Source organism: Mycobacterium sp. AT1, assembly GCF_002043095.1.
Taxonomy (GTDB): domain Bacteria; phylum Actinomycetota; class Actinomycetes; order Mycobacteriales; family Mycobacteriaceae; genus Mycobacterium.
This window is the reverse complement of the sequence record NZ_MVOC01000010.1, coordinates 32,680-45,143: the sequence shown is the minus strand read 5'-3', so window position 1 is coordinate 45,143 and position 12,464 is coordinate 32,680. Positions and strand designations below refer to the sequence as shown.

At 64.0% G+C, this 12,464-nt stretch carries 11 protein-coding genes; 4 read left to right on the top strand and 7 right to left on the bottom strand.

The features are described from left to right. Positions 1-30 precede the first annotated feature (30 nt). From B1790_RS05575 to B1790_RS05565, 3 genes are read left to right on the top strand one after another with little or no spacing between them, the layout of a single operon-like run. A complete protein-coding gene (locus B1790_RS05575) occupies positions 31-468 on the top strand; it encodes a nitroreductase family deazaflavin-dependent oxidoreductase (RefSeq protein ID WP_079922221.1) in 438 nt (145 codons plus the stop codon). A gap of 57 nt (positions 469-525) precedes the next feature. Next, positions 526-825 carry a hypothetical protein gene (locus B1790_RS34955; protein ID WP_079922220.1) on the top strand — a complete coding sequence of 100 codons (300 nt, stop codon included), beginning with the start codon at positions 526-528 and terminating at the stop codon, positions 823-825. Continuing rightward, positions 822-1,511 (top strand): hypothetical protein, encoded by a 690-nt coding sequence (locus tag B1790_RS05565; RefSeq protein WP_079922219.1) that lies wholly within the window; start codon positions 822-824, stop codon positions 1,509-1,511. Before B1790_RS34955 ends, B1790_RS05565 begins: the two co-directional genes overlap by 4 nt. 138 nt (positions 1,512-1,649) lie before the next feature. On the opposite strand, the gene B1790_RS05560 is transcribed toward B1790_RS05565, so the two are convergent. From B1790_RS05560 to B1790_RS05540, 5 genes are all read right to left on the bottom strand, one after another. Next, complete coding sequence (locus B1790_RS05560) at positions 1,650-4,613, bottom strand: aminotransferase class III-fold pyridoxal phosphate-dependent enzyme (protein WP_079922218.1); 2,964 nt, start codon at positions 4,611-4,613, stop codon at positions 1,650-1,652. Positions 4,614-4,728: 115 nt separating this feature from the next. After that, entirely contained in the window at positions 4,729-5,877 is a 1,149-nt protein-coding gene (locus B1790_RS05555) for an ABC transporter ATP-binding protein (RefSeq protein ID WP_079922217.1), read from the bottom strand. Further along, a complete protein-coding gene (locus tag B1790_RS05550; RefSeq protein WP_079922216.1) occupies positions 5,874-6,683 on the bottom strand; it encodes an ABC transporter permease in 810 nt (269 codons plus the stop codon). The genes B1790_RS05555 and B1790_RS05550 overlap by 4 nt, the downstream gene beginning before the upstream one ends. Continuing rightward, positions 6,676-7,575, bottom strand: coding sequence for an ABC transporter permease (locus B1790_RS05545; RefSeq protein ID WP_198951921.1), 900 nt, complete (start codon positions 7,573-7,575; stop codon positions 6,676-6,678). Before B1790_RS05545 ends, B1790_RS05550 begins: the two co-directional genes overlap by 8 nt. Positions 7,576-7,580: 5 nt before the next feature. Continuing rightward, on the bottom strand, positions 7,581-8,639 hold the full coding sequence (locus B1790_RS05540) for an extracellular solute-binding protein (protein ID WP_079922215.1): 1,059 nt from the start codon (positions 8,637-8,639) through the stop codon (positions 7,581-7,583). 163 nt (positions 8,640-8,802) lie between these two features. Between B1790_RS05540 and B1790_RS05535 the strand changes: the two genes are divergently transcribed. Beyond that, complete coding sequence (locus tag B1790_RS05535; protein ID WP_198951920.1) at positions 8,803-9,393, top strand: MarR family winged helix-turn-helix transcriptional regulator; 591 nt, start codon at positions 8,803-8,805, stop codon at positions 9,391-9,393. Positions 9,394-9,491: 98 nt separating this feature from the next. On the opposite strand, the gene B1790_RS05530 is transcribed toward B1790_RS05535, so the two are convergent. Further along, the gene (locus B1790_RS05530) at positions 9,492-10,814 is read right to left on the bottom strand and encodes an aspartate aminotransferase family protein (protein WP_079922213.1); all 1,323 of its coding nucleotides are present in this window, start codon (positions 10,812-10,814) and stop codon (positions 9,492-9,494) included. Positions 10,815-10,854: 40 nt separating this feature from the next. Then, positions 10,855-12,333, bottom strand: a complete 1,479-nt coding sequence (locus tag B1790_RS05525) for an NAD-dependent succinate-semialdehyde dehydrogenase (protein WP_079922212.1) — start codon at positions 12,331-12,333, stop codon at positions 10,855-10,857. Positions 12,334-12,464 lie beyond the last annotated feature (131 nt).

Genomic DNA, 12,464 nt, shown 5'->3' with positions numbered 1-12,464 from the left:
GGACGTCCTCGGGCGCGGGACGATCGTGTCATGTCCATCGAGAAGAGCGCGGCACGCGACTCCGTGCGCGTATTCAACAAGCACCTCCTCAATCCCGCCGTACTGCGCCTGGCCGGTAGCAAGCACTTCTACGCTTCGGCAATCCACCACACGGGACGGCGATCCGGCAGGCCCTACGTCACGCCGGTGACGGCCTTCCGCGTGACCGACGGCTTCGTCGTCCCTCTCCCCTATGGCACCCACACCGACTGGTTGCGCAACCTGCAGGTCGAACAACACGGCAGTATTCGGTTTCACGGCGAAACGTTCCCGATCAGCTCCCCCGTCGTCGTCGCCTCGGCGACCGCAAGTGCCGAACTCCCTCCGCATCAACGGAAGATCATGCGCAGACTCGGATTTCATGATTTCGTCCATCTGAACACTGCCGAGCGGGGCGACGATGCGAAGAAAACCACGTCCTCGCAATGACATCCGGGCAGCACCCACGACTTCCAGGTGAGAAGCAGGCGGCGACCGGTCACGGCCGTGGACGATTCCTTCGACGAGGCGAAGCCGTTCTACCTCGTGTTCGGGTGCGTGACGGTCGTCAGCGCGCTGATCGTCCTGATTCCCGGCGCGCCGTTGGTCACCATCCTGGTGGCCACGCAGATCCTTAACGCCGTTCTGCTGGTGCCGATCCTGTTCGCCATCCTCGGCTACGAACAACGCGGGCACGAGATGGCGCAGCGACAGCACTACGTAGCTCCAATCCGGACGTCGCTGACCGAAGCGGTGACCATCGGCCCTTACGGCCAGCCCGCAACTCGCCCACGATCGTCGGTATGACCACGCCCGAATCCACCTCGTACATCTTCGAATCGATGATGCCCAGGTACGACGCACTGATGCGACAGCACGTCGTGGTAGCCGCGGACCCGGCGACTACGTTCGCGGCGGCATCTGCGCTCGACCTGCTCACCGTGCACTCGCCCCTGATGGATCTGTCCATGTGGGTGCGGGAATTGCCAACCCGGTTGTCCGGCAGGACGGCACCTCGACCACCCGCGCTCGTCATCGGCCCGGAGATGAGCCTGCCGGGGTGGACCTTCCTTGGACAACGGCCTGATTGCGAGATCGCCTTCGGCGCGGTCGGACGGTTCTGGCAACCGACCATCGAATGGCTCGACGTCCCGGTGGGCGATTTCAAGGACTTCGACGAACCGGGCTGGGGCAAGATCGCCGCCAGCATCTCGGTCCTGCCCTATGGCCTGTCGAACACCCTACTCACCTATGAATGCCGAACGGTGACAACAGATCCTGAGTCAAGACGCCGATTCCTACGATACTGGCGTCTAGTCCGCCCCTTCGTCGGTCACGTCCTGCGAGCCACGCTTGGACAGATCGGCGTCAACGCCACGGCGGCCTCGCGCACAGGCGCAGCGGAACTGGGGCTTCGGCGATCCCGAGCCGCTGCTGCGAGTGCGGCGGTCAACGGAACGCCGGGACGACTCCTTGGCGAACAATTTGACTGACGGCGCTTCTCGTCCTGCGGGAGGCTGCTATCGCACCAAAAGCGAACCTCGCGCCGAGAGCGTCATGCGCGAGTCGCCGACACTCGTGCCGACGGCACGAGTGTCGGTGACTACCGCAGGATGTCGCTTGTCCGTCGGCTACCAACCCCGGGTCAGAACGCCATCCAGGGTCGCGACGAAGAGATCCGCATAGTCGCGCGTGAACGACAACGGTGGCTTGATCTTGAGGATGTTCCAATGTGGCCCAGTGGGATACACGAGAACCCCGTCGTCCTTCAGTCGGTTGCACACCACGAGCGTCTCTGCGCTCGCATGCTCCTTGGTGGTGCGGTCGGTGACGAATTCCACGCCGCTGTAGAAGCCCTGCCCGCGGACGTCTCCGATGATGTCATGTCGTTGGGCCAGTTGCCGTAGCCCCTGCCGCAAGTACTCCCCCGTCTGCTCGGCATTCTCTTGCAGGCCCTCATCCTCGAGAACCCTGAGAACCTCGTGGGCGACGACGCACGCAGTCGGGTTGCCCCCGTACGTGGAGAAGAAGCGCCCCGTTTCGTCGAACCGCTCGGAAAGTGCTCGGGTAGTGACCATCGCGGCCACCGGGAAGCCGTTGCCCATCGACTTACCCAAGGTGACGAAGTCGGGAACGACATCGGGACCCTGGGTCTGGAATCCCCAGAACGCCGAGCCGAGCCTTCCGAAGCCGACCTGAACTTCGTCGGCGATGGTCAAGATTCCGCGTTCGCGCGCTGCGGCGTGAATGGTTGCGAGGTAGTTGGGCGGAAGGACGACCTGTCCGCCGCCGGCCAAGAGTGCTTCGTAGATGAATGCGGCCGGCGGCCGACCCTCTGCGATCAGCCGATCGAACTCGGCGATGACGTCAGCTGCGTACTTGCGTCCGGCCTCGTGGTCGTCGTAACCGTATGCGCCGCGGTAGCGGTCGGGGTTCGGCACCGCATGAGTCGTGTCGGGCTTTCCGAAATGCTTGTAGCGGGAGGGGCTCACCTCGGCGACGACGGTCGTGTATCCGTGGTAGGCATCCTCGATGACGACGACGTCTTGACGTCCGGTGACGTAGCGCGCCATGTTCAACGCGAGATCGTTGGCCTCGCTGCCGGAGTTGAGCATGTAGACCACCTCGAGACCGGGGGGTAGCGTCTCGACGAGCGCGTCGGTGTAGTCGGTGAGCGAGTCGTAGACGAACCGGCTGTTGGTCTGGAGCCGTCCGAGCTGCCGAACGGCGGCGGCCGCCACCCGAGGATGGCAGTGCCCGAGGAGAGTGACGTTGTTGAGTGCGTCGAGGTACCGGTTGCCGTTCTCGTCGAAGAACCAACACCCTTGCGCGCGAACCATGTCCAGAGGTTGCTCGTAATACGTGGGGTGCGTTCGAGGGAGGTTTCGGGTTCGCGCCCGAAGGCTCCCAGGGAGCCGGGGCTCCCAACTGCGCACCGGCGAGCCGTCACCGAGAAGGATGCTGGCGTCCGGGGCAAACTGGCTCATCGCCTCAAACTCGGACTCAGAGCACAACCAGGGCACCGCAATCCGTCGCGGATCGACCGTCGTGACCTGCGCCAGGAGCGTCCCCGACGCTACCGTTCGACCGATGGCGTCACCGCGACGCACCAAACCCGTCGCTGCGCCGTCGATGCCGCGATAGCGCGTCCACACCGGTATGCCCGCCGCACTGTGGTCGACGATCACGTCACCTCCGTCGGTCACGGTGGCGGTGCCGTCAACCGGGGTCCGGACCACCGTGCCAGGCGGCGCGACGATTTCGATGGCAAGTTCGACACTCCTGCATTCCTGGCCGTGGCGCCGCAGTTCGCCGAGCGTGAATCGCGGCTCCGCGTACCGACCGACCATGATCGTCGAGACCGTGTTTGGGACGAGTTCCTTCGCTGCCAGCGCCTGAGGATCCACGAGGTCGACACCGTCGTAGCGGTCGCTGCGCACGCTCCGATCGAAGATCGCGACCGCACCGTCGACTATCGGAACGAAGTCCTTGGCAGCACGATCAAGCGAGGCCAGCGCTTCACGGGTCTCCACAGGCACGGGCAGACCGCACGCTGCCCGGAACGCGGCGGTAACCAGCTCTTCGTCGAGTTGAACGAGAGACTCAAGCCATCCGGTGCTCACGGAGGCGCGGTGGCGCGGGTCGCTTGCCGCGTGCCGGGCCGTCGTCGCCAGCACGGTGGCGGTGCGTAGCTTGACCAGAGGAAACAGCGCGCCAATCTCCGCGTCACCGAGGGAGACGACGCGATGGTAGGAGGCGACGAGTCGAGCTGCCCTCGCCACGAATTCGTCGGTATTGCGGCAGATCGACGCGATCAAGATGGCGAGGTCGTTGATACGGCTGGTGACGATCGCGTCACCGAAATCGATGACACCCGACACGCGCGTTCGGTTTCGACTGGTGGTGACAAGCAGATTGAACGCGTTGAGGTCGTTGTGTACGAGTGCCCGCGGCAGGATGCCTTCGCGTTGCCACGGTTCGGCCGCCTCGGCTACGTCGTCGAAGAGGCGCGCCCACCGTTCGTTCGAGTCGCGGTACGACCGCACCATCGAGATGCCATCGTCGAGATCCCAGTAGTGGGTGAGGGTTTGGTGCTCTGGCGGCAGATCGTCGATCGAGGCCAACGCCGCAGCCATGGCCCCCGCCACCGCGCCGACGTCGTCGATCGACTCGTCGGACAATTCACTCACTTCGCCGAGCGGTCGACCTGGCAGCCAGGTGAACACCCGCGCGATCACGTCGCGGCCATCAATTGTCACGGTCACCGAGTCGTCGCCTGTTGGCGTCTTCAGCACCCGCGGGGTCGCGAAGGGAAGCTGAGTGCTCGACAGATGGTGCAACACGTCGCGTTGAAAAACTATCCTCTCCCGCTCGGATGCGTTGGCGGCCTTCAACACATAGTCGGCCGATCCGCTTCGGAACCGATAATTCGCGTCGGTCTCCCCGGGCGCTCTCGTCACCGTGGCTGGGTCGATCGGTGCGTCCGAGCCAAGGAACCTGCCGATCAGGTCGATCACACTGCCGTCGTCGAGGACCGGCGGACCATCCTCGATTCGCGACCAGCGATCGAGAACGTCCTGGCTTTCAGATGTCACGAATCCTCCTGTTGTGTTTGCGGAAACGGAGATCCGCTACCGGTGGTCGAGCGCGCGCCCGAGGTGCCGCGCCGTATCGTCGTCGAATGACGGGTCCCCTGGTGCGACGGGAAGGTTAGGCGTCGTCGCCGTCGGCAGGAACGGGCACGACTGTGTGGTGCTGCGCCGACCACGTGACCGTCACGGTCCGTCCGACGTCGGGAACGGTCGCGGCTCCCACCAACTGCATCGATGATCCCGTGCAGCCGTCGCCGTAGTCGAGGCCAATTCGATGGCAGTTCCCCAGATACCTGATGTCGGTGACCATCGCCGTCGTCATCGGCTGGCCCAGCGGCACTGCGCCATCGCGCTCCACCAACTCCAGCCTCTCCGGCCGGACCACGATGGCGGCATGGGAACCGCCGCTTGCGGCATCATGCGCGCTGATGCCGGTGGCGAACGTCCCGCAGTCGATTCGGCCGCCTGACGACACTCGACCACGGAAGACGTTGGATTCGCCGAGGAACTCGGCGACGAACAACGTGGTGGGCCGCTCGTAGAGTTCGTGCGGAGTTCCCACCTGCTCGATCAGCCCCTCGTTGAACACGGCAATGCGGTCGGACAGCGTGAGGGCTTCCTCCTGATCGTGGGTGACGAAGATGAAGGTGATGCCCAATTCCTGGTGTATACGGGCGATCTGGCGTTGCAGGCCATCGCGCAGCTTCTTGTCGAGCGCTCCGAGGGGTTCGTCCAAGAGAAGGGCGTCGGGTTCGTATACGACGGCGCGGGCCAGGGCCACGCGCTGCTGTTGGCCGCCCGAGAGCTGGCTCGGCAGGCGGTCGCCGAGTGCGCCGAGGCTGACCAGCTCAAGCGCGTCGTCCACCTTGCGGGCGATCTGCGATTTGGACAGCTTGCGCTGTCGCAGCGGGTAGGCGATGTTCTGCCTGGCGGTCATGTGCGGGAACAGGGCATAGTGCTGGAAGACGACACCGAGGTTGCGCTGATGGGGCTTGCAACGGCTGATGTCCCTGCCGCCCAACAGGATCGATCCACTCGTGTTGGCGGTGAAGCCGGCGATCATCGACAGTGTCGTCGTCTTGCCCGAGCCGCTGGGCCCGAGAAACGTCATGAACTCGCCGTCGGCGATGTCGAGGGAGACTGCGTCGACGGCTGGACGCCGAGTGTCCGGGTACACCTTCGATACGTTGCGAAGACTGATGCCGTTCGACTGCTTCACTGCGCGGGACGTCTTGGCCGAGCTGGTCGTCTCGATCGAGTTGGTCATCGTACGACCTCTTTCCGGCGTCGGGGCGCCAATTGCCAGGCCAACAGGGCTCCGGTCGTCACGACGACGATCATGCTGGAGGCCGCCGCGATGGTCGGATCGATTTGGAGGGTGATGCTCTCGTACATCTGCACCGGCAGAGTTCGGAGCTTCGGTGTCTGCAGGAAGATCGCAATGACGACCTCTTCGAAGGAGGTCACGAAGGCGAAGATGAATCCGGACGCGATGCCGGGAAGCAAGAGTGGAAAAGTGATGCGGCTGAACGTGGTCCACGGTCCCGCCCCCAGGCTGGCAGACGCCGTTTGCACGGTGCGGTCGAAACCCGCCAAGCTCGTCGTGACACAGACGATCACGAAGGGTATGGCGATCACCGTATGCGCGACGACGAACCCCACGATCGTGCCGTTGAGGTGCAGCCGAAAGAATGCCACGTAGATCGAAACCGCGGCAACGATGCTGGGCACGATCTGCGGCGCCATGAAACCCGCACGAAGAACGGCTTTCCCACGAAATCGTCCGCGGTCAAGGCCCAGCGCGGCACCGATGCCCAGAGCCGTCGCCAATAGCGCCGAGAGCAGCGCGATCTGCAACGAATTCAGCAGGGACGACGTCCATCGTCGGTTGCTGAAGAACTCTGCGTACCACTTGAGTGACCAGTCGTCCGGTGGAAAGACGAAGGAGTTGGACGCTCCGAAACTGACCGGGATGACGATCAGCGTCGGAGCCAGAAGCAGGATGATGACCAAGGCAACCCAGATCTTCAATACCCAACCAATGGACGATTCGCGGGACTGCGGGTTAGCCACGTGCCCCTCCCTTCGTGGGCCGCCCGATCAGGGCGACGAGGCCGAGGACGATGAGGGTGATGGCGAGCAACACCATTCCCAACGCACCACCCGCACCGAAGTCCAGGAGCTTGGTGACGCGGGTCGCGATGAGCTGTGAGACGAGGGATTGTTGCGCCGAGCCCAGGATCGCCGGGGTGATGTAGAAGCCGAGGGACAAGATCAGCACCAGCGAGAACGCCGACAAGAGGCCAGGTCGCGACAGCGGCAGGTACACCGTCAAGAAGGCCCTCCCCTTCGGCGCCCCACAACTGGCCGCCGCGTCCATGAGTTTCGTGTCGATGGTGGATAGCGACGTGTACAGCGGAAGCACCGCGAAGGGAAGCATCACCTGGACCATCGCGATCGCCACACCGGGCAGCGTCCCGAGCAACACCACTCCGTGAATCCCGAATGCCGACAGGAATTGGTCGATGACGCCGTCGCGCTGCTCGATCAGGTACCAGGCGAAGTTGCGGGCCATGATCGACGTCCAAAACGGTATCAGCACGAGAATCGTGAGAAGCCCTCTCGCCCTTGGCGATACCCGCGTCATGGCGTAGGTGTACGGATACGCGATCAAGACGGTGACAAGAGCGATGAGGGCCGACGTCCACAGCGTCCGTGTCAACACCGTGACCGTGACTCCGTCGGTGAACAGCGCGACGTAGTTGGCGAAGCCGACAGATGGCTGAGTGAAGCTGAGGCGGACGATGTCGGCCAGCGGATAGAAGAAGACGACGATCAGCAGGGCAACGGCAGGCAGCAGGATCAACACCTGTTTGGGCCGGCGCGACTCGGTTCTCGCGACGACCTGCGCCGCGTCGCGCCCATCGGGCGGTGACGCCGTACCGGGTGTCAACTGGATCGTCACGGCACTCAGCCGACCTTCCAGGCGGTGAACTTCGCGGTCACCGCGTCGAGGTTCTGACCCCACCATTCCATGTCGGAGTAGACCAGTGAGTTCTTGTGCTGCGCCGCAAAGGGATCGAGCCGCTGCTGAACGGCGTCATACTTGGGCGTCACGCTGGTGTCGGTCGGTATCACCGAGGCGAGGCTGGCGAATTCGGTCTGCGGGGTTGGCTTCTGGACCGAGGCGATGAACTTCATGGTGTCGGCCACGTTCGGCGCTCCCTTCGGCACGGCAAGGGTGTCCCAGTTGACGATGACGTCGTCCCAGACCACGTCGTACGGAGCACCCTCGCGAATCGACAGCACCGTGCGTGAGGTCAGCGACAACGCCATTGCCACCTGCTCCCCGACCAGCGCCTGCTGCATCTGCCCGTAGGTTTCGGCGAAGACCAGATCGCCCTTCACGGTGTCCAACTTGGCCAGCGCCCGGTCGACGTCCAACGGGTAGAGCTTGTCCTTGGGCACACCGTCGGCCAGTAGTGCGAACTCGAGGATTCCGACACTGAGCTCCGGCGGCACCATCCGCTTGCCGGGGTAGGTCTTGGTGTCGAAGAAGTCGGCGGCACTCGTCGGCGGGCGCGACCCGAATTGCTTTGTGTTGTACAGGAACATCTGGGTGTAGTAGAACGCCGGTACGCCGCAGTCGTTCACGGTGTTGGCGGGATACAGCGACTTGTCGACTACCGAGAAGTCGAGCTTCTCCAAGTACTTGCCACAGTACTGGTAAGTCGGCCCGGAGCTGAGGTCCACCACGTCCCACGAGACGTTGCGTGCGTCGACCATCGCCTTGAGCTTCGCCTCGTCGAGGGCGTCGTTGACGAAACCGACCTGAGTGGCGGCGGTGAACGGCTGCTGCCAGGTCTTCGCCTGCCAGTCCTGTGTCGCGCCCCCGGTGCCGGCGAACGTTATCGATCCGCTTTCGGATCCCCCGCCAGCAGAATCGGTGTCGCTCACTGCGCAACCCGTCAGGAGTACGACGTTTGCCGACACGAGTGCGAGCGCGGCGAGTACTTTGTTGCGGGCCATGATGCCTCAATCAGTGGTTGGGGACTGGCCTTGACATCAAGGCCGGCGGAAGGTGTGACGCAGGTCAAGCTCTGGATCACATTCTGCCCCCAAGGTGTTGATTATGTCTACACCTAGAGGGAAAGAAATCGGAGATTTAACAATGCGAAGATCATCACCGAATGTGGGTGAAGACTCCTATGATCAGAACGTGACGGATACTGCCGACCCGGGCCACGACGACGACGAGACCCAGGTGCCACGATCCACCAAATCGGGCGGCGCCAACGCTCTACCCACCGACGACGCGGTGACGATCAGCGATCTCGTGTCCTACCGCCTGTCTCGGGTCGCGAATTCGCTCTCCCGGAGCGCGGGACTGACCTACCGCCGTGAATGTGACGTGAGCCTGGGCGAGTGGCGAGTCCTGGCACTTCTCGGCGAACGTAAATCCCTCACGTTGAACAAGCTGGCACGGCGATCCGCACTGGACAAGGCGCAGATGAGCAGGGTCGTGAAGGGCTTGGTCGAACGGGGGCTGATCAATCGGGATTACGGCCCCGGTCGCACGACCGAACTGAGCCTCAGCCCCGACGGGCAACAGATGTACGACAAGCTCTTGAGCCTGGCCAATGAGCGCGACCGGCGGATACGGCAGCACCTTGGCAGCCGCGACCAGGTCGCATTGGCACGCGCATTGGACACCCTGACCCGCCTGGCCTTCTTCATGGAGGAGGAGGAAGTCGTCGCCAAACAGTCTCAACCTATTGACTAAATCAACAGACTAGCCGCGGGCGACCTTGTCGCCGCAGTTGAATGACGCAACAATGGGCCGGAACTCGGTGAGGAGCTCCGGCCCGTCGTAGGCGCGCCTCACAGCGCGGGTGGGCGTCCGGCCAGCCGGATCTGATCACTGAGTACGGTCACAAGACGTTGCAGCTCCCCGTCGGTGATCACGAGTGGGGGCGAGAGTACGACGTTGCTGCCGGACGCTCGCACGATGACGCCGTTGGCTCGCGCACCGTACTGCACGGCCGAGGTGTCGTCGGTGGCCAACTGGATGCCGATGAGGGTTCCCACCCCTCGCACCTCCAGCACGTGCTCCAGCTCCTCCAGCGGCTTGAGCGCGTCGAAGAGGGTGCGGCCAACCTGCACGCCCCGAGCGATGAGGTCCTCGCGTTCGATGATCGCAAGGTTCTCCAGTGCGACGGCAGCGCCGACGGGATGCCCGTTGTAGGTGAATCCGTGAAGGAAGAGTGCACCTGTTGCCAGGTCCAGCAGCCGCTGTCCGACCAGTACGGCACCCATCGGAACGTACCCGCTGGACAGGCCCTTTGCGGTGACGATCACGTCGGGATCGATCCCGTAGTACTCACTGGCGAACCATCGGCCCGTGCGCCCGAACGCGGTCACGATCTCGTCGGCGATCAGCAAGATGTCGTGCCGACGCAGGACGTCCTGCACGCGTGCCCAATATCCCTCCGGCGGCGGGACCATCCCCCCGACACCCAGGATCGGCTCACCGATCATCGCCGCTATCCGGTGGGCGCCGATCTCGTTGATCCGCCGTTCGAGTTCCTCGATGAGAATGTCGGTGGCATCGACGCCATGCTCGAGCGCATGTGGCTTGGAAAGCCATTCGACGTCGGGCACCAGCGGTCCGTAACCGTGCGTCAGCCGCTCCATCCCGGTTACCGCCAGCGATGCGCCACCCATGCCGTGGTATCCCCCTTGACGGGCGAGAATGACGGTGCGCTCGGGGTTTCCGGCGTGGTGGTTGGCCAGACGGACGAGCTTGATCGCCGTTTCGATGCCCTCGGAACCGCCGTTGGTGAAGAACACCTTGCGCATCGACGCCGGCGCGATCGACAGCAGCTTCTCGGCGAGCGCGATGGACGGTTCGTTCGAATAGTCGCCGAACGACGAGTAGAACTCGAGCGTCCGAATCTGTTCGGCTGCGGCGTCGGCAAGCTCGGGACGACCGTGGCCGACCGGGCACTGCCACAACCCGCCCGTTCCGTCGACGTACTCGCGCCCGTCGACGTCCCAGAGCAATGCGCCACGACCCCTGCTGATGATCAGCGGCTCAGCGGGCGAACCGATCGTGGTGTGCGGATGAATGATGAGCGCCTTGTCCAGTTCGGCAAGCGCCACAGCGCGGCTCTGGGTCTCGGAGATGTTGTCCTGCAAGGTCATTGGCCAGCCTTTCGAATGCGCGAGGTAAAACGGAAGTGAACTAGGCGAAGCGGATCGACACGGATTTGGTCTCCAGGTAGGCGGAGATGCCCTCACTGCCACCCTCACGCTCCTGGCCGCTGTTCTTGGTGCCGCCGAAGGGAAGTTCCGGCCGCACGGGGAACGGATCGTTGACGCCGATTACGCCGAAATCCAGCGCCTCGAACGTGCGCCACACGGTTTGGAGATCCCGGCCGAAAACGTACGCCGCCAACCCGAATTCCAATCCGTTGGCAGCGGCGATGGCGTCGTCACGCTCGTCGTAGGCGAAGATCGGCAGCACCGGACCAAAAGTCTCTTCGCAGCTGATCGCCGCATCGGATGGAACGTCGGTCAACACGGTGGGCTCGAAGAAATTACCGGTCAGGGTGGCGTCATCGGACTGCCACACCCCTCCCCCGACATGCACCGTGGCACCCCGCTTTACGGCGTCGTCGACGTGGCGCTGCGTCTTTTCCAGTGCGGCCTCGTTGATCAAGGGTCCCACCGACGTCTCGGGGTCCAGGCCGTTGCCGAGTCGCAGTTTTGCGACCCGGGCAACGATCTCGGCGGTGAGTTCGGCGACGGATTCCCGCGGGGCGTAGACCCGGTTGATCGCCGTGCAACTCTGGCCGGCGTTGGCAAACTTCGCAGCGACGATTCCCGCCGCAGCGACCGAGAGATCGGCATCCCCGAGCACGATCGCCGGTGAGTGACCGCCGAGCTCGAGCGAGACTCTGCTCAATCGGCCACCGTGCGGACCCGCCAGTGTCAATCCGACCCGGGTGGATCCGGTGAAGCTGATCTTGCGTAGGCGAGGATCTGCCAGCAGCGGCGCCGTGACCTCGCCCGGTCTCGTGGTCGTGATCAGGTTGAGCGCACCGTTGGGCAGACCGGCATCGGCGATGATTCTGGTCAGCGCCACCGCGATCAACGGGGTGAGGTCGGCGGGCTTCGCCACCACGGTGCAGCCCGCCGCCAGGGACAGCGCCAGCTTCCGTACGAACATGCTGCCGGGAAAGTTCCATGGCGAGATGGCCAGCGTCGGACCGACCGGGGCCGTCAGCACCATCGACGGACCATGGGCGGCCGGCGGCAACACCCGGCCGTAGGCTCGCCGCGCCTCTTCGCCGCTCCACTCGAGAATGCGAGCACAGTTGGCGATCTCGCCCCGCGACTCGGCGATCGGCTTGCCGTTCTCGCGGGTCATCAGCTCGCTGAGCGGCTCCAACTCCTCGCGGATCCGCGCCGCGGCCGTCCGCAAGATCGTCGCCCGCACCTCCACCGCCGTGTCGCGCCATGCCGGAAACGCAGCCGCGGCAGCGTCCAATGCCCGCCGGGCGTCGTCGGGTCCCGCATCGGTCGCGAAACCGATGACCTCACCCGTCGCGGGATTCTTCACCGCCGAGACTGCAGCGCCCGTCTCCCATGAACCGTCGATGAGGACGGTGGCGATCGCAGAGGACGTACCGGTGGTGACGGGACCGACGAGCGTGGGCACGATGGCCCTCCTTTGCTTGAGGTTGAGAATTCCGACACCTAATTGTGTCGGCCAGCTGTTGATTTTGTCAACATCTGTGTGCAATCATATTTTCACCAGTATGGCTGATTATCGGCACTGCAGAAAGACTT

Excerpts from the sequence above, each read along its gene's own strand:
- B1790_RS05540 (WP_079922215.1), bottom strand. The coding sequence starts at position 8,639 with ATGGCCCGCAACAAAGTACTCGCCGCGCTCGCACTCGTGTCGGCAAAC.
- B1790_RS05555 (WP_079922217.1), bottom strand. The coding sequence starts at position 5,877 with ATGACCAACTCGATCGAGACGACCAGCTCGGCCAAGACGTCCCGCGCA.
- B1790_RS05565 (WP_079922219.1), top strand. The coding sequence starts at position 822 with ATGACCACGCCCGAATCCACCTCGTACATCTTCGAATCGATGATGCCC.
- B1790_RS05575 (WP_079922221.1), top strand. The coding sequence starts at position 31 with ATGTCCATCGAGAAGAGCGCGGCACGCGACTCCGTGCGCGTATTCAAC.
- B1790_RS05530 (WP_079922213.1), bottom strand. The coding sequence starts at position 10,814 with ATGACCTTGCAGGACAACATCTCCGAGACCCAGAGCCGCGCTGTGGCG.